At 46.3% G+C, this 17,522-nt stretch carries 20 protein-coding genes; 10 read left to right on the top strand and 10 right to left on the bottom strand.

Translation table 11 applies throughout. The annotated features are described in order from the left end of the window. Nucleotides 1-15: 15 nt before the first annotated feature. The 3 genes from AC1DXC_RS14115 (at nt 16) to AC1DXC_RS14125 (ending at nt 4,903) form a co-directional block, all read left to right on the top strand. Nucleotides 16-1,011, top strand: coding sequence for an RICIN domain-containing protein (locus AC1DXC_RS14115; protein WP_477459791.1), 996 nt, complete (start codon nt 16-18; stop codon nt 1,009-1,011). Between the two features lie 36 nt (nt 1,012-1,047). Then, nucleotides 1,048-2,145 (top strand): hypothetical protein, encoded by a 1,098-nt coding sequence (locus AC1DXC_RS14120; protein WP_477459792.1) that lies wholly within the window; start codon nt 1,048-1,050, stop codon nt 2,143-2,145. Between the two features lie 298 nt (nt 2,146-2,443). Then, nucleotides 2,444-4,903 carry a hypothetical protein gene (locus tag AC1DXC_RS14125; RefSeq protein WP_477459793.1) on the top strand — a complete coding sequence of 820 codons (2,460 nt, stop codon included), beginning with the start codon at nt 2,444-2,446 and terminating at the stop codon, nt 4,901-4,903. A gap of 6 nt (nt 4,904-4,909) precedes the next feature. On the opposite strand, the gene AC1DXC_RS14130 is transcribed toward AC1DXC_RS14125, so the two are convergent. The 10 genes from AC1DXC_RS14130 to AC1DXC_RS14175 all read right to left on the bottom strand — a co-directional run bounded on the left by AC1DXC_RS14130 (nt 4,910) and on the right by AC1DXC_RS14175 (nt 11,847). Beyond that, nucleotides 4,910-5,158: a hypothetical protein gene (locus tag AC1DXC_RS14130; protein WP_477459794.1), complete on the bottom strand. Its 249-nt coding sequence runs from the start codon at nt 5,156-5,158 to the stop codon at nt 4,910-4,912. 2 nt (nt 5,159-5,160) lie between these two features. Next, complete coding sequence (locus AC1DXC_RS14135) at nt 5,161-5,628, bottom strand: lysozyme (protein ID WP_477459795.1); 468 nt, start codon at nt 5,626-5,628, stop codon at nt 5,161-5,163. Further along, nucleotides 5,612-5,854: a hypothetical protein gene (locus AC1DXC_RS14140; RefSeq protein ID WP_477459796.1), complete on the bottom strand. Its 243-nt coding sequence runs from the start codon at nt 5,852-5,854 to the stop codon at nt 5,612-5,614. The genes AC1DXC_RS14135 and AC1DXC_RS14140 overlap by 17 nt, the downstream gene beginning before the upstream one ends. Before the next feature lie 39 nt (nt 5,855-5,893). Then, nucleotides 5,894-7,372, bottom strand: coding sequence for a hypothetical protein (locus AC1DXC_RS14145; protein WP_477459797.1), 1,479 nt, complete (start codon nt 7,370-7,372; stop codon nt 5,894-5,896). Further along, nucleotides 7,359-7,985, bottom strand: coding sequence for a DUF6712 family protein (locus AC1DXC_RS14150; RefSeq protein WP_477459798.1), 627 nt, complete (start codon nt 7,983-7,985; stop codon nt 7,359-7,361). Before AC1DXC_RS14150 ends, AC1DXC_RS14145 begins: the two co-directional genes overlap by 14 nt. Nucleotides 7,986-8,089: 104 nt before the next feature. Further along, nucleotides 8,090-8,746: a hypothetical protein gene (locus AC1DXC_RS14155; protein ID WP_477459799.1), complete on the bottom strand. Its 657-nt coding sequence runs from the start codon at nt 8,744-8,746 to the stop codon at nt 8,090-8,092. Next, on the bottom strand, nt 8,655-9,050 hold the full coding sequence (locus tag AC1DXC_RS14160; protein ID WP_477459800.1) for a hypothetical protein: 396 nt from the start codon (nt 9,048-9,050) through the stop codon (nt 8,655-8,657). The genes AC1DXC_RS14155 and AC1DXC_RS14160 overlap by 92 nt, the downstream gene beginning before the upstream one ends. Nucleotides 9,051-9,262: 212 nt before the next feature. Continuing rightward, the gene (locus tag AC1DXC_RS14165; protein WP_477459801.1) at nt 9,263-9,964 is read right to left on the bottom strand and encodes a hypothetical protein; all 702 of its coding nucleotides are present in this window, start codon (nt 9,962-9,964) and stop codon (nt 9,263-9,265) included. 164 nt (nt 9,965-10,128) lie between these two features. Continuing rightward, nucleotides 10,129-11,370 carry a PBSX family phage terminase large subunit gene (locus AC1DXC_RS14170; protein ID WP_477459802.1) on the bottom strand — a complete coding sequence of 414 codons (1,242 nt, stop codon included), beginning with the start codon at nt 11,368-11,370 and terminating at the stop codon, nt 10,129-10,131. 18 nt (nt 11,371-11,388) lie between these two features. Beyond that, entirely contained in the window at nt 11,389-11,847 is a 459-nt protein-coding gene (locus tag AC1DXC_RS14175; protein ID WP_477459803.1) for a hypothetical protein, read from the bottom strand. Between the two features lie 162 nt (nt 11,848-12,009). Between AC1DXC_RS14175 and AC1DXC_RS14180 the strand changes: the two genes are divergently transcribed. From AC1DXC_RS14180 to AC1DXC_RS14210, 7 genes are all read left to right on the top strand, one after another. Then, the gene (locus tag AC1DXC_RS14180; protein WP_477459804.1) at nt 12,010-12,513 is read left to right on the top strand and encodes an antitoxin Xre/MbcA/ParS toxin-binding domain-containing protein; all 504 of its coding nucleotides are present in this window, start codon (nt 12,010-12,012) and stop codon (nt 12,511-12,513) included. Nucleotides 12,514-12,676: 163 nt separating this feature from the next. Continuing rightward, complete coding sequence (locus tag AC1DXC_RS14185; RefSeq protein WP_477459805.1) at nt 12,677-13,138, top strand: RES family NAD+ phosphorylase; 462 nt, start codon at nt 12,677-12,679, stop codon at nt 13,136-13,138. A gap of 284 nt (nt 13,139-13,422) precedes the next feature. Then, the gene (locus tag AC1DXC_RS14190; protein ID WP_477459806.1) at nt 13,423-13,950 is read left to right on the top strand and encodes a hypothetical protein; all 528 of its coding nucleotides are present in this window, start codon (nt 13,423-13,425) and stop codon (nt 13,948-13,950) included. A gap of 159 nt (nt 13,951-14,109) precedes the next feature. Next, on the top strand, nt 14,110-14,403 hold the full coding sequence (locus AC1DXC_RS14195) for an RNA recognition motif domain-containing protein (RefSeq protein ID WP_477459807.1): 294 nt from the start codon (nt 14,110-14,112) through the stop codon (nt 14,401-14,403). Nucleotides 14,404-14,803: 400 nt separating this feature from the next. Then, nucleotides 14,804-16,120, top strand: a complete 1,317-nt coding sequence (locus AC1DXC_RS14200; protein WP_477459808.1) for a sensor histidine kinase — start codon at nt 14,804-14,806, stop codon at nt 16,118-16,120. Between the two features lie 48 nt (nt 16,121-16,168). Beyond that, on the top strand, nt 16,169-16,822 hold the full coding sequence (locus AC1DXC_RS14205; RefSeq protein WP_477459809.1) for a hypothetical protein: 654 nt from the start codon (nt 16,169-16,171) through the stop codon (nt 16,820-16,822). 93 nt (nt 16,823-16,915) lie between these two features. Next, the gene (locus AC1DXC_RS14210) at nt 16,916-17,254 is read left to right on the top strand and encodes a hypothetical protein (RefSeq protein ID WP_477459810.1); all 339 of its coding nucleotides are present in this window, start codon (nt 16,916-16,918) and stop codon (nt 17,252-17,254) included. The last annotated feature ends 268 nt before the right edge of the window (nt 17,255-17,522 follow it).

The raw sequence follows: 17,522 nt of genomic DNA on the forward strand, positions 1-17,522 counted from the left end.
AACAAATCACGAACAATGAAAAAAATATTGCTGCTATTTTTTGTGGGCCTGCTAACCTACATAAACGCAATTGCGCAAACCGTTGGCATTACCGATAAAGAACCGGCAAACCTTGGCGGGCTTTCTATGGGATACATCATCAAAAGCACCGAGGTAAAAGCGGTAAGCGGCAAGGGCGATTTCAGCCGTTACGCCATTAAATTTTACGTAACCAATACATCGCCCGAGGCAAAAATTATCCTTTACAAACAGGGCTGGAACGTGGTGGGCAATGTGTCAGATAAACTGGCGCAATTCAATTGCCTCAACGCCACCGGTGCCCGATTTACTTCTAAGGAGGCTACTATTAACGCCACCGCTTGTAATGTGCTGGCTTTGGTTGATGATAAAGACGGCAGCACCAATAAAACGGTACAGAACCAGCGCTTTGTGCAAATTGGATACTGGATAAAGGCCGGACAAACCATCAGTGCGGATGCCATCATGATTTGCCCGCTTAACGAATTGCCCAAAATGGAGGTCACTTACCTGGCCAATCAGTTACAGCCCGTCGCCTCGGTTGTATCCCCTGGGGGCGGAAACGGGGACGTTGCATATCATAATGATGTCCCCCTGCAACCGGGCGACGGGCAAAGTTTTGTAAAAGTGCGCAACCTGCTTAGCCGCACTTATTTAAATTGTGAGACCGGACAGATGCAAAGCACCACTATTGACGATGGCTGGTGGAGCGCCCAATGGCTGCTGATACCCATACCGGGCACCCGCTACTTCAATATCAAAAGCCGCTGGAAAGAAACTTATGTTACTACGGATGGCGGTAAGCTGTCGTTGTTTTCTAACTACATGTCTGACGGTGCGCGGTGGATTTTAGAGCCAGCTTCCGTTCCGCAATCGTTCCGCATTTTGAATGTAGATAATCACCAATATCTGTGCATAGGTAGCAACGAATTAAAAATGACGTTGAACGGAACGTTACCGAGCACTACCTGGGCACTGGAAAGGCCGCAATAATCCAATCACTAATACAAATCAAGATTATATAGCATCATGAAAAAAGTAATTTATACGCTGCTGGTACTTGCTGCCGCCGTACAAGCCAACGCCCAGGGATTTTTGAAAAAAGTTAAAGCAAAAGTAACGCAGGCGGTAACACAGCCAGTTGTGAGCCAGGCACCCGCCGGGATGGGCAGCGGAACGGCGACCAACAGCAAATGGACTGACCCAGGTGTATGCGGCACGGTGGTAAAAACTTTTTCCAAAAAAGAGATAGATGACCACATGGGTGGCTTTGATATTTGGTTCCCTTATGTGCGTGTAGTTAATAACCAGTTACAATTGCAGGTGGCTGATTACAGCACGGTGCTGTATGATTATACTAACGGTAAACTGGTGCAAGCAGGCACGCCGCCGAATGTCGACCGTAATTCGTTGAAAAACGGAAATGAATTTGAACTAAGAAGCATTGATTTTACTGTGTTGGACCAAACTAATGCAATAAGGAAAACCGGCCCGCATATAAGCAGCGGGATGATACCCGGTAAACCTATGCAAACGCTCACTTTTAAAGGTAAACCCGTAGGTAGTGGTTTTATGATGTTCCAAATAGCGCACAATGCCGATTCATCGGTGGTGGCGGCTGCGGGTGCGTATATGCAAGGTGGGTTAAAGTACAATTTGGTTAGCTCTACTGGCCAAACCATTGCATTGCCTGCAAAATTTGGCGCTTTACCATTAATAAGCCCCGATGGTAAGTTTAGTGCTGCCTGGCTTGGCCAGGATAACCAGGCTTATATAAGTAACGGTGCCGTTGTGAAAATCGCGCCCGGTGTTTTTCCTGATAGGCTTTGGCTCCGTAATACCGGCAGTGTTTTCTGTATGGTAGATGAACATAATTCTACCCTGTACAAAAACGGCGCGGTTTACCATGCTTTTGATTCGCAAATAACCCCAAAGCAAATATTTATCAGTAAAGACGATAAAAGTATGTGCTGGGAAGGCGACCACGGGCTTTACTTTTCTGACGGGACGGCATTCGAAAACGGCAGCAGCCCCCATAAAGTTATAATAGATGGCAAAGAGGTGATAGTGTTTTTAACCGTTAATATGACCAGTGGGCAAATTTATCTGTGTAAGAAGGAATTGTAGTTGGTTTGTCGTAATCATAGCGATGGATTTTAAATCAATCGCTACGCGAATAAACATTATTCTGAACTAGTTTTAAGGCCCCACAGGACGCATAGCCCAAATGCCTAGCAACTTTGCAAGGCGAACACTTCGCATAAAAGGTGCTGAAACAAGACTGCACAACGGTGAGGCAAAATAGCGCCAGGGAAGCAGTGGATACCTGCCTGTGCGCAACGCCTGCGGCCGTATGAACGGATAGCCCGACCGCAGGGAACGCCCCCAAAATGAATCAAAGTATTTCAATAAAAAATAGTAATCTATGAAACGTAGCCTGTTGTGCCTGTTTGTTGTCGTGGTAATTTTTACTTGTGCGCGTACTCACGCGCAAACATTTACCAAGGCGCAGATCAAGGATATGGAAAAACGCGTTCGCACCTTGTCGCCGGCGCAAATCATGAAGTTTCGCGATTCGCTGATGAAGGCCGTAATGAATAAAACCGCAGATAAAGTACCTAACGGCAATTTATTGCTAAAAAAGCACACGTATGATACCACCTATACCACTGTAAGTTTTGCATATTCTAAAAAATCATCGGGGCAGGGTGGCAGTAGCTCATACACCTGCAATGGTGTATCGCGCAGGGCGCCGGTTTTATTCGAGGCTAACGGGCATACCATAGTACAATGTGGTTTTAACCCGCATGCCACGCCCGGTTTAACCGGGCAGTTGGACAAAACAGTGATGGGGATAAAACAGAGCCAGCCTTATATGTCGCCAGTGCAGTCGGCTGCAGCAGGGAGCTTTGCTGCGCAAGTAAGTTTTTCTTCAAACAGCATAAAAGATAACTCCATTGTGGGCGGTGCAACTTATGTGGAACCGTATGTAAAGTTACTTTCGATTGATAATATTGGCTTTAGCTTTGATTATGATCCGCAACAGCATTTTTCTGCTGTTGCGGCCGGTGCAAATGTCACCTTATTGCGAACAGACAGTTATCACAAAACACATAGGGAAAGCGCCGGCATTGGCGGCAGTGCTGCAACGGATATGTCGCAGGCTACCATTGCGGGGGCCGGCCCAATCAAAGCCGACCCCACTGCTGCTTACGCCAAAGTGGTAAAAACGCCTAACGGATTTAAAGTAACGTATACCAAAATAACCCACTACGAAACAGGCGATGTTACCGAAATACTCACCGCCGTAATAGGCGAGCCGGTTTACGATTACGAAGCAGTGATACAGCCCTTTAAATTTGACTACATGCATTGGTTGCCCAAAGGCCCCAAAGTGGATGGCAGCGACGATACCAAAGGCGACGATAGCAGCCGCTTTACCATTTTTGTGCAGGATAAGGATGACCCTACCAGGCAGTATCCCGGTAATTTTACCGTAAAATGGAAGCTGAAGGAAGTTACCCGTTACCCCGGTTTTTGCAGCAATTATCCTTTGCCTTCGGGCAACCCCAACAAGAATAAAGACCTGTTGATTTCCGATTCGATGAAAACGGACTCTCATTTTAAATCATCGGCGGTTAATGACAGCATTGCTACGGGCAAGACTGACGACGGCATACTCTCCATAGTGCGGGTAATGTGTATGGATTACGCCGCCTGGGGCAAGCTTTATGCCGAAGTAACGCTGGATGACGGGCGCGTGTTAACCGCAAGGCCGTTTTATAAAGCCGATGCCCAATACATAACCATACCTTATGATAAGGATGAAAATAAGCTTTCGGACGCGTGGGAGATCAAAGAACAAATTATAAACAAAGGGTATGGCCTTGATTGGGATGAGGACGTAAAACCGGATAACAAACACGCGGGTGACGATATTAGCCTGATAGACGAATACCGCGGCTTTTTAATTGAGGACGAAAACTACAAACCCGTTCACCAGCGTTTTTCTGCCAATACCAAGGATTTGATAACTATTGCTTTGGCGGATAAATCTAACTACGGCAAGCAATATAAAGAGGCCGTGAGGCGCGGTGTATTTGGTTATGGTAAGGTTACCACCATTAAAATGCACCATTTAACAAACTCTAAGTACGGACAAGCAGAGCCGGGTGTAAATGCCACCTATGGCCGCTGGGTAAACTGGAACAGCCCGCTGCCGCACCATACGGACGGTGTGGTTATCTACTGCTTTGATGTGCAAAACCCGGACGGTATTCCGAATACGGAGGCCGGGAGATTTAAAAGGCAATCATTAGCTTCCACCGGGCCAATATTTGCTATGACACCTGCGTATTTAGGCGGGCAACCACCATCAGAAACCAATTATGTAATGATGTGGACTTACGACATTATCCACTTTAACGAGCAGGTAAACAACACACGTAAATGGTATTTGCCAAAAAGCGCAGCAGGTAACGATGCATTTAACCAGGAAGTTAACATGCACGTAAAGCATGCCAACGCTTATTTTGGTAAACATATGGATACTTTAACCATGGGTACCCTGGTAGATGCACAGGCAGACATTAACATAGGTCGGCTGATATCAGCCACGGTTACTCATGAGATTTGCCATGCAACAGGTATTCACCATCACCATTTAGGTGAAAACTGGGGCGATTATTTTGGTGTTGCCAGCTGCCCGATGCGTTACTGGTTTGCCGAAGACACCGAGGGCAACCACGCCGACTGGATCCCGATGTTTTTGACGGGATTTTGGGACCCCAGCACCGAAACCACCCCCGAAGGCGATGATATGAAGCTATGCCCCAAGGATGATAATTGTTTTAGTCAGTTGCGGCTGAAGAAGGATGGGAAGTAGGGGAGTTTAGTATCTCTTCGTTTTGATTTCATCAACCTCGTGTTGTAACAGGACAACTTGCCCTTCCAGTACCTTTAAACGAATCTCATTTACACGATTTTGGGCTTCCTGCGTTGTCCGTAAATCGCGGATATCCCCTTTAAGTTGAAAGTAGGTTGTCATTACCGATACTACAATACTGGCCGTGCTGACTACCGTGACCACAATGTTTTTGATCGTAAAGCCTTTTAGTTCGTGGTGTTCGAAAGTTGTCATAATTATAGTTTTAAAAATAGTTCGCGTTCTTGTTTTCGGCGGTTGGCGATTGGTTTACACCTCACTTTTTTACCGGTAGTCGGGTCGGTTATTTTATCCCAAAGTAAAAACTGGTCGGCCGAACCGGCGTAATCAAGCTGGTTAAGCTTTTTCAGTAAGGTAGACCGCCCCAGCGCGTCGGCACCTACATTATAAGCGAAAGATACCAGGGCATTAAATTGGTCTTGATTCAGAGCGACTTTGACTAAGCGATTAACAGCATCGATGTACTGGCTTAGGGAATTTGCCAACAGTGCAGATGCTTCTGCTTCGCCAGTAAGTTTATCGCCCGGCTTTATGACTTTACCGTCGTGGTACCGGGTTGAGCCATAGCCGATGGTCCATACGCCTGCAATGTCGCGGTAGGCGTTTAATCGCAGTCCTTCGAAGTTTTTGATAAGGGCTATACCCTGATTATTTAGTTTCATCATGAGTCGGCGGGATTAAAGGTTCAGATTGCTTCACAGCAAATTGTGCCACAATGGCAATGGTAGAGCCAACGGATATCAGGATTGTACACAAGTTATCGGGAATGCCGTTCACGCCGGCAAGGGAGCTGCCCAGGCCAGCTAGCCCTAAACCAAAAAACTGTGCACGTTTAAAAAAAGTGGGCGTATCGCTGAGGATACGCTGGATGGGGGTGAGGGGGTTTTGCATGGGAAACAAATGGAATTTGAAGGATAGTGGTTCAAAATATTATGTCAAGGTTAATTGCTTGAAAGCTCCCCAGCCAATATAGTATCCACCTCTTATGTAGGTTACGCTGTTGCCAACATTGACCAGTTGTTGAAACCCAATACCCCCAAGGCCATTAGATTTATGAGTAGTCAATATTCCATCTATCGGAAAATCGGTATGATTTACATATTCAAAAGTTGTACCTATTAGGTAAGTGCTAAAATCGTCAGCAGGGAAGCCAGTCCGGTCTCCTCTGTCATGAACCATATTAACAATGCTGCTAATGTTGCCATTCAGCTTCTGGATAGCTTGAAGTATAGTGTCGGAAGTTGTTACAGTACCGGCTCCTGAAGTATATCCTGTTAATACTGTTGCTAATGGACTTCCTGTTTGAATTTGTTGCCATGTGCTGAAACCGCCGGAAGGCCAGCCTACTCTCAAGTAAAATATAGCCGGATTGGAGATGTTTGTTAATGTCTGCATTAGCATTCCACCATTTGTAGCGGTTTTATGGGTTATCAACACACCCGCTATCGGGAAATCACTGTTCACCCATTCGCAAGTTAGCCCATTGGGATAGCTTTCAATGCTATCATTCGTACTGGTACTGCTACTGCCCCGATCCGTTACCCCGGTTGCCGGTGTTATCCAATGCGTATCGTTGTTGGTGTTTGAATTTTTGGCTAAAATTTGCCCGGTTGTGCCGCCTGTTGGTACGCCTGGCCCTTGCGCGCCTGTAGCGCCGGTTGCTCCGGTAGGGCCTGTTGGTCCTGTTGCGCCTGTGGCACCTGTTGCGCCCGTAGTTCCTTGTGGCCCCTGTGCACCTTGCGGCCCTGTAGCGCCATCATCGCCTTTTTCTCCCTGTTCACCAACTATAGATACCCCGTCGCCCCAGGCACCACTGGTTTTTGGGCCAAAAATAGTTAAGGAATTGGTGTTGATATAAAAATCACCATCTAAGCCATCGGCCAGGTTGGAAGGATTTGTTGTACCGCTAAGCACGCTTTTCCCGGCCGGGCCTGTATCGCCGGTGTAGCCCTTTTCGCCGCGCGGGCCCTGCGGGCCGGTTTGCATAGAAAATACCTGCGACCAGCTTCCTTCGCTTTTTAAATAGAAAATACCTGTAAGGGTGTTAATATACGTATCGTTGTTTTTGCCTGTGTTTGACGCTGGCAGGCCTGCGCCGTATAGGATAGTGCCGTCTGCTCCATTTGTTTCGGGCAGTGTGTAAACGATTGACCACGTGCCTGATATTTTTTGGGCAAATTGTGCTGTGTTGGTTTTCAGGAACACGTCGCCATTTTTACCGGCGTTGTTTTGTGGCAACGCCGTGCCGAAGGTTATGGAGGCGCCGGACGAAAAGTTGGCGGCAAGATATTGCAGTAAAGTGCTTATAGAGAATTGATAATCGACACCATTATTTACTAAAATAGAGATATCGTTTGCACCAATATTTGTGAGTACAGGTAGTTCGCTTATTTTTTTATCCGTTGCCATAATTTAAGAATTCGTTGGTGAATTGATGTGCGCTGTAATTATCAGTCGGGTAATTAAAATCCGACCTGTCTACCCCCCGGATGCGCGGACCGGGCTGCCTTGCGCTTTTGTTTTTTTGATTGTAATGCCATGCAGGGAAATCTTCCCGATGGTCTATTAAAAACCGCTCGGCTTCATTGGCGTAAGCGTTGGCCGTACTCCGTTGTTGCTGCACCAGTTTTGCCAAATCTTTGGAGGGTAAGGCATCGGCGTTTTCGTGTTTTTTGATGACCGGGCCCGTGGCCGAATAATGCACGGCATCTGCCTCTATAAACCTTGCGAAAGCGAAATAGGCCAGTACGGGTTGCAAGCCTTGATGTAATACAATATAACCTTGCTCATCCAGGTATTCGCTGCCATTTAACAGGTCCTTATAGTGTTGAGGGGCATCGTCTTTAAGCGTACCCTCTGCATCGAGGTGCTTTACCAGGTCGTAATACAAGGCGTAGCCTAAAAAGGGTTTCAGGTCGAGTTCCTGCGCTTTTTGGATGAACGTTTTCATCCGCTCGGGTTTTACGTTGGCAGCAATATCTTCGTATCGCTGCAGGGTGGCGGGGATAATGAGGTTTAGCATGGCGAAGCCCCCCGGTCCCCTGAAGGGGGAGTAATTAAATTGTAATTCATGTTATTTAAGATTGTGATTAATAATTCCTCCGCCAGCTGGCGGAGGTTAGGGGGCTATCCACACATGGCTTCTGCTTCGGCTTGTTTAAAGCCGTAAGCATAAACTAATGCCGCTATTTTGTTTTCGGGAGGGATTGCAGATTGCAGCAGTTGATTTACAGCCGCACCTGCTTTCAGGCCGATATTGTCGTCAGATACATTTGCAGGTACTGGTACTATACGCCAGTTGTTCGAGGGATTGATTGCCAGGTAATAGTGGCTGAACACCTCTTCCAGGGTTTCGCTTAGTTCCTGCCTGTCGGCGGCGGTGTTATCATTAAACTCGCTGATAGCCTGTTTTTTTTCGCTGCCGTTGCTTAAGCCCGAGGACTTCTCCGGGTTGATGAGCTCTTTAGGTACCGAAAAGCCTTTGATGATCCTGGCTTCTACCGAGCGTTCGGTGCTTTCGAAAAGCTTATCGTTGTTCTGTATGGCGTAAGGCTGAAACTCGGGCTTGGCGCTCTCGTCTTCGTATTCAATCACGATAATTTTCTTCGCGCTCTTCGCGCCCTGGAAGGTGCCTAAATCCTTCTCCAACTGCGATGGCGTGTTTTTGCCGCTGCCATTATCTACGCTATTATCAGCCTCCTCGCGGCGCGATGTACTTATTGTAAACAGGCAGGCATTTGGCCTTCTCGCCGGCTTTGATGCGGAAGTAGCGGCCTTCGCCATCGCGATATTTGGCGGCTTTTACCATAAACTGGTTGGCCATTTGCAGGGCTTGCTGCACGTAGGTTTCGTTTTCGGCAGTGTACTGGCCAAACTCGGTCTTGTATAAAAACTCCAGATAAAGGGTAAAAACATTGTCGACCGAGCCATTCACCTGCGGCGATACCACAATGGGCTGCAGCGGGTAAAGCATTACGCAGGGGAAAGCGGCATCATCGGCCAGGGTGTTCAGTTCTTTTTCGGTGCCGTACAAAAAGGCAGGTGTGCCTGTGAGCGTTTGTACGATGGATTGGATTTGGTTGCGCATGGGTTAGTGAGTGGAGAGTGGTTGATTAGAGAGTGGTTCCAGGCTTTGACACTGCGAACTGCCCGCTGTAAACTGCTAACTGTTCTGAAGCTCTGCATACCTTTTCTGATATTCCGCCTCCGTTTTATTCAGCAGCAGCTTGATGAGGATGCGTTCGTAGGGCATGGCCAGGATATGGCTCCATTTGGTGATGTCGCCCCCGGCAAGGGAGTTTACGGTGTTGATATACCTAAACTTTTCGAAAGCGTGTATGCCAGCCCTTTTTTCAAGAGTTGTAGCAGCTGATGCCAAAAGCCGGTTTTCGGTTTCGATAAGTTGGGAAAGTTCATAAAAAAATGCTTTGCGATGGGCAGCGCCTCCGTTACCCATAGTTTTTTAATCACGTCGGTAAAGTTGGTGGCAGCATATTCATCATAGGTGTTACCTGTGGCCCGGCAATAGAAATAATAGGCGAGCACCTTGCAGCACGCTGTAAGCGAGGGTTTAAAGTAATCCTGCCAGTTTTCTTCGCCATATTTTTTGATGTGGGCGGCAATCTCATCGGCTATCACATCCCGTGCTGCCATAAAGGCCCCTGCGGGCTCTACCGAAAGGTTTTTGATAACATCGAGCGTTACTTGTTTTCCGGCCACTTCCAGCGTAACGGTTTTGGGTACGGCATCGCTGTTGTACAAGTATTTTATCTGGTGCGATAGGTTGAGCACCGCATCAGCAAAATCCATAAAATCATTGGCGTTGCTTACGTTTTGCAGCTCGGAGGCGGGCACGCCGGAGAGGATGCTGATGGCATCCAGGTCCTTAAGGTCGGGCGCATCCTGTAGCTGCATCATTTGCCCTAATGTTACTTCGCTTAGTTGTTGCGGCATGCTGATTAGTAGCTTGCCTTGGGTTGTTTTTAGTGTTTTTTCTATCATATTATTTTTTATTCACTGATTTAACCGATTGAATTGATTTCTCGCATATTGTTGTTTTATAGCGCTCAAGAGAGCTTCGCCGTTTCACCGATTGCACAGATTGCCATCGCCGTTGAGCCATCCCAATATGTTGTTCAAGAACTCCCCTTCAGGGGGCGGGGGGCTTATGCCATGCCGATAAGCTCGTCGAAAACTCCTCCGTTAGCTAACGGAGGCTGGGGGGCTGGCAGCGTACTTTTTAGCGTTTTGGGCGCTTCTATCTTTAGTTTGTTGAGGGCAACGTAGCGCAGCGGGTCTATCAGATGGTTGCAGGCATCTATGGGTTGGTTGGTGGTTTTGCCGGCCCTGTTTACTTTCCATTTGTATTTGCCAAGCTCTTTACGCAGGTTTACGCTGGCACGGGTTACGTTTATCTTAAAGCGTTTTAGTATGTCTATAGAGTGGACGATGCTGTCCGCACCCTTTTTTGCGGGCGTAATGTACCAGCCCATCCGTTTAAGTTCTTCAATCGTTTTCGGCTCCGCGCTATCGGCAATTATCTCGGTGCTTTTGCTGATACCCGCGGCTTTGAGGCGTTTGGCTAAATCGGTATTGGTGAGGCCGGTTTCATACAATACCTCATCTACCCAAAGTTCGCCGTTTTGGCGATACACCAGCAGGCAGCCCGTTTCATCGTTGGTGAACCCGAAGTCGAGCCCGGCGGCAAGCAGTTTCGCATCTGGGGGAATGCCTTCGCATACGAACCAGTTGTTGAATACCAACCCTTTAATTTTGCCGGTAAGGCCACGGGCGTAAACCTTCCATAATTCTAGGTCGACGTTTTTAAGTGCTTCTATTTTTTTATGGATGTGTTCGTCGGCAAATGGGTTGTGCCGGTGGTCTGATATGATCAGCTGCACGCCTTCGCGGCCTATCAGGTTTTCGTGCACCCAGAACTCGTGGTTGGGGTTATAATCTATATAAACGCGTTTGCTGGTGCGTAGGGCCAATTCGCTATACACATCCCATTTGATGCCATTGGCTTCGTTTACGAAGAGGTAATCTCTCTTGCCCGATTTGGCATCCTGCGCGTCGCTGTAGCTTTTGAACTCAATGATACTCTGGTTGTGGAACTCGAAAATACTGTCTGTTTTATTATAGTTTTTTACGCTGCGCATAAATACTTTGGATGTTTTATGGATTTTGATGGCATCGCGGAGCGCGCCGGCTTTTAAATTGGGCATATCCTGGCCTACTACCGTTATAACAAGCGTTTCGGCGGCTGCCAGCACAAACAATATCTGTATAATAGAATACGTTTTGCCGGAGCTTGTGCCGCCCTGGTTTACGATTACGTGCGCCGCCGAATCGTAGTTATGCTTAAATACGGCGGTAGTTTTCATTTTGGGGTATTTACTGGCTGGCATGTTTGGGTGGTTTTTTGGTTATACGATTACGTCCTTTTCGCTGCCCGAAACTTTGGGGCCGGCCTCTACTATTTCTACCCGTATTTTTTTCGGCGGTGCGCTTTGCGGCGCATTGGCGGTATCAGCCCAGCCCATGCAGCGCAGGGCGAACATGGCACCGGTAGGAGCAGGCAGGTGTAGCTTCTTCTCGTACTCGGCTTCTACGCGTAGGCGTGCCGTACGCAAGATTTTTTTGTGCTTGCCTTTTTGCTCGTAAGCCACGAAATCGTCCATACTAGCAAAGCCGATAAAAAGGGCCAGGCCGGTGAGCAGGGCTGGTTCGGGAGGCCTGTGCTTGTTGGCCTGATTGTTTGTGGCGGCTTCGTTGTTTTGGGTTTGGGCTGTCTTTGCAGCCTCGGGGTAATCGTCGCCTTTAATATGGCGGAAATAGCCCTCGATACGACCGATAAGATCGCTGGCGTTTGATAAGAATAGCATGGGATGTTGATTTATGATTAAAATGCCGATTGGCATAGTTTGTATACAAATGTACGAAGAATTTTTGAAGAATGCTAATATTATTAGAAAAAAATTAAAAATCAGGCGGTAAATAAAATAAAAAATAATTTCTTTTTAAATAGAAAATATTTACATTTGTGTATGGAAGATAAAGAAAACAAAACCCGGCAGGCCAGTGTGCGTAAAAACCAGGCACCTGTGCGGCCATACGCCAATTTTGATACACCGGTATCTATGGTGCACGAGCTAATCGTACCTTACGAAACCTTCTTTAAGTCTCCGCTGGCCAAGTTAGGCGCTATAAAAGAGGGGCTGCAACCCGGTGCCTTAACCACGTTGTTGCAGGTTACCGGCGTTACCCAAATAGATATTGCCAAATGGCTTGATATTACCGAGCCAACACTGCGCAAGCATATACAAAGCAGCAAAGGCCTAAACCCCGGCCTCAGCGAGCACATTATACAGCTATTAGAGCTTTTTGATAAGGGGCTTGATACTTTTGGCTCGCTTGATGAATTTAAAAGCTGGCTGCGGCATTACAATGTTGGTATTGATGCCATCCCTTTTGATATGCTGGATACCATCACCGGCATCAGTATTGTAATGAGCGAGCTAATCCGTATAGATTACGGGGTTACCGCCTAAAGGTGTTCAAAGGTTGTAAAGTTGAAAGGTTGTAAAGTTGTTTTTTTGTTGAAAAGTTGTAAGTTGCTGCCGCAGTTTCAACTCCCAGTCCTTCAACGTTCCAACGTTCCAACCTTCCAACGTTTCAACCTTCCAACCTTCCAACATTTCAACCTCCTAAAAAATGAACACCTACCGTATAGGCCAAACCAAATACGCTGCCGACCGTAAAGGCTCGGGCATCGATGGGCGCTGGAACTCGCGCGGGCGGTATGTGATTTATACGGGCAGCTCGCTGGCATTATCATGCCTCGAAAAATTGGCACACACTGCAGGCACTTCCTTGTACACCGGGGATTTTTCGGTCACGATGTTTAACGTGCTGTCCAAATTAGCTATTAAAGAAATAAGCCTGGAGCAATTAACCAGGCTAAGTCCCGACTGGCAAAAAGTATTAAATTACCCCATTACCCAAATGATGGGCGATACCTGGCTACAAAAGATGGAAACAGCGGTACTAAAAGTCCCCTCCGCCATTATAGATTTGGAGTACAACTACCTGTTTAACCCTGCTCACCCCGATTTTGAAAAGATCAAAATTACCGCCATTAAAAAGTTTTCGTTTGACGAACGGCTGCGTGCCTAAAGGGTTTTAAGTGGCGAATGACGGTTGGTGGCCATGTAAATAGCTACGGACTAAACAGTTGATTTACAAACAAAATTATTGTAAAAAACACACGTAATCAGGCAAACCTTTTGTGGCCCAAACACGTACTATATAATAGTTAAAAAGTGTTAAGCTTTTTTTGTGCGCGCGAGATTCGCTGGGGACTTTACAGAAATATTTTTTACTTTTGGGCCATCAATTTATCTATGCATCCAAAACGGTTTACTAACTGGTATGTTTCGTTTGTTTTGCTCCTTGCGCTAATGGCATCTGCATGCCAGAAAGATCAGGGCGATAAAGCTGTGGACCAGAAAAAAGCCGTAGCCGCCGCCGATAGCGCCCTCGCCGCAACCCCCGCCACCAACTTTTTGGCAGCAAGCGGTACCTTGACTTTCGATTTGCTGGATTCTACCTACACTTTCGACGCTGTAAAAGATTCTATCGCATTCGTAAACATCAGCGTTGGCGATAACCGTTACTTTGGCATAACGGCGATAAATAAGGCCCACACCATGAGTTTTGCCATCAGCAGCAAAGGCACTGCCGCTGCTGCAATTACCAAAGGGGTAGAGGGTAGCCAACTGTTGCTTCGCCCCGATGCATTGCACATCAAACAATATAGCCTTACCCAGTTTACCGAGCCTGGTGACGCCGGAGTTATAGATTTGTTGCATTACCGGCAGGATAGCGTGTTGGCCAAAGGCACTTTTTTTACCTTTTTGGCGCATGACGATAAAGCCGATTCGCCTTTTTACCGGGTGGAGGGTACTTTTAACCTCAAGCTTAAATAGAAGCTGAACACCGCCCGGTCCCATCGACAATTTTCGTGAAATACTAATACGTCATATTGACACGTTATTGTAAAAAACAGGCTACCACGCTATTTAGGCAGCCTGGAAGGGTGAAAAATGCCCTTTTTTTCGTACATTTGCAGAAAATAAAGGAGATTAATGAAAGTATTTATTGGCGGCCTTCCACTAGAAGTGAACGAGGCTGAATTAAATGCGGTTTTTGAAGATTTTGGGCCGGTTAAGTCCCTCAGGATCGTAAAAGATCGTGAAACAAAAGAGAGCAGGGGTTTTGGGTTTGTTGAAATGGTGAACGAAGATGAAGCTAAAGAAGCTATAAGATGCATGAACGGGCAAAGCTATTACGGCAAACGCATTACTGTTAACATAGCCGAGGATAAAGGTCCTGGCTTTAACGGTGGCGGCGGTGGCCGCGGCGGGTTTAGCCGCAATTAAGCACCCCTACAATATTTTCTTTTGAGAAGCCGGCATCGCCCGGCTTTTTTTGTGGAATGCGGAGTTTATTTTTATGAGCCGAATAGTCGCATTATTCGGCTCATGACCTATAGTTGGCAAAAAGATAAATGAGCTGCCGGTGGGCGCAGCACTAAATACCAATTAAATATATAGTTTTCCCTTAGCTATGATAACTGACAATTTGTTACGTAAATTAGAATAAAGCAAATGCGTAAACAGCCAAATTTAAAAGCAAAAGCACCGGTTTTATAAATAGTGTAAGTGTTGGTTGCTTAGTTTATATTTACGTGCTGGTGCATTGGCCGCATTTGCCCCCTTTAATTTTAATTAGTAACCTTGCGTTACCTAAACGTTAATAAATTTGAGCCTCTTTGGAAATATGAACAAGCTGTGGATCAGGGTTACCGGGTCAACCGCAGAGTTTCCGCTGGAAGCACGGATATTTCATTCTGTTTGTATATTAAGCATTGCTTCGCTCGGTTACAATGTGCCATTTAATTTTCTTATCGGCCTGCCGGAAATCGCCATAATTAGCCTCGGCACTTTGCTAATATGTTCATATCTATATTACCTCTCGCGCTACAAGGAGAAAACAAAACAAGCTATCATCGTTTTTGCTATTACCAGCAATGTTTTGTTTGCAGCTAATTTTTTGTATAACTCGGGTACCCGGGGGCCGAACGACATGCTTATGGGCCTGTGCATCTTGCTGCTTTTATGCATTGTGCCCAAGCAACAACACAAGCTTTGGGTTGCTATAAATGCTGGTATTATGCTGGTGTTGCATGGAATTGAATACTACCACCCGGAATGGGTACCCGAAACTTATAACAGCCGCAGCAGCAGGTTTCTCGATATCACGTCTGGTTATGTAGTTGTGGTTATAGTGGTATTTTACACCATTACTTATCTCCGCCGTAATTACGATCATGAAAAGCGCTCAGCTTCCGAAAAAACAAACGCTATCGAGCGCAAGAATCAGCAGATAACGCAACAAAACCATGATCTGGAACGCATAAACCAGGAACGCAATAAGCTGATGTCAATCATTGCGCATGACCTGCGCTCGCCGCTTAGCAATATTCAGAATTACCTGGAGCTGGTTACCGAGTATGAACTGGATACCGAAGAGCGCCGTATGGTAGAGGGCGATCTGCTAAAGGTTACCCGCCGCACCATTGATATGCTGGGCACGCTATTGTTATGGAGCAAGGGCCAGATGGACGGCGTAAACGTAAAGCTAGGGTACGTTTCCCTACGTAGCGCCTTGTTCAACACCCTCGAGTTGGAGCGCTCTATAGCTCTGAAAAAAGGTATTACCCTTACTGCCGATTTGGATTGGGATATCAAAATCGTAGCGGATAACGATATGCTGCAGCTGGTGATACGCAACCTCATCAACAACGCTATCAAATTTACCCACAGCGGAGGCGAGATAGCCTTTAAAGCAAAACAGATTGGCGGCGAGTGCTGGCTCATTGTTCGCGATAATGGTATCGGCATTACTCCGGAGAAGCAGTCGGAACTCTTTTCGTTACAGGCTGGCGCCACGTTTGGCACTAATAACGAAAAGGGCGTGGGCCTGGGGTTACTCTTATGCAAAGAGTTTACCGAATTGCAGGGCGGCCGCATTTGGCTGGAAAGCAACCCCGGCGAAGGCACAGCGTTTTATATCGCCATGCCGGGTGGGAATTAATTTGTAATCGCCGGGCAAGAAGCTGGTTATATTTACATTAGATAACATATGAAAAAAAATATTGCCTCCATTATATTATACGTTTGTTTTACTACCGTGTTAAAAGCACAGGTAACTGATCATATTGTTGAGCCAACAGGCGTATATAAAGAAATAAAGGTAGAGGCCGACAACAATTTAGTATTAGAATTGACTAATGCAAAAAAATCTCAGCAAGCAAAATTAATTGCCCCAATAATTGCCGAACCCAATAAACATAATCCGGTTGTTTTATATGCCTTATCTGCGGTGCTCTTTAAACTTGATAGAAAAGATGAGGCCTCTTTTTGGTTTTATGTTGCACAGTTACGCACCCGTTACGATTTTAATCGTTGTACCGACAAGAGTACATCCGGGCCTGTAGCGCAAGTTAATGCTACTTTTGGTCCGCAAATAAATACTTATGCTTTTAAAAATCTCGACACCTTAGAAAATATAATTGGCAGGGTTGTGGCATTTGTTAAAGACAACAATGAAGAGTACGACCAACGCTGGCTTAATTTAAGCGGGATGGATGCTTTTACTAACTCTACGACAGCCGAAGGGAAAGGGAAGCCCTTAAGCTTACCAGAAAGCGAGTGGCCAGCAATAAAAACCAAAACTATAGATTCTTATTACAGCGATTTTAAAGAAGCATTAGCCGGAATGCGTGCAAAAAAGTAGTAGCTGCAATTCGCGGTGGCAGACATGCAATCAGTGTTAATCGGTGAATCAATCTTTCATCGGTGTAATCAAAAAAAACAATAAATTTGCAGCATGAAGCCGGGTGATAAAGTAATTTGCATTGACGATAAGATAGACGCTGATAAGAACGAAGAGATCCGTCGCGATTTCGAGATCTGGATTACCAAAGGCAAAGAATACACCATCCGCGAGATACTCGATAACAATGGCATCGTACCAGGCGTGCTGCTTGAAGAGGTACACAACTTCCCAAAGTTTTTTAAGCTTATAAACCGTTTCCAGGAACCCGCTTTTGCTACCTGGCGTTTCCGCAAGCTCAACTATAACACCAAACCTGCCGAAGCTTTGGAAGAAACGGAAGAGTTGGTAGAAGTTGCGCCAATGGCTGCACCCAAAAAGAGGGAGAATTAAAGACGAGACAACCTGTCATCCTAAATCCTAATGTGAACGCCTCTCGGGGAGCCGGTGGTTTTTTGCCTATCTAAATTTGCACATCTGCACATCTGAAATCTGCACATTTACCTACCCGTCAATTTCTCGCTCAATTACCGTTAAAACACGGTTGCCCCGCTGCGCATGTTTCACAAGCTTTGTATCATCAATCTATACTATGCTTATGAAATCATTTATCTTGCTATTCCTGCTTTTTTTAGGGCTATGTTTGTTCGCCAACGCGCTG

The organism is Mucilaginibacter sp. P2_D11 (assembly GCF_056404435.1).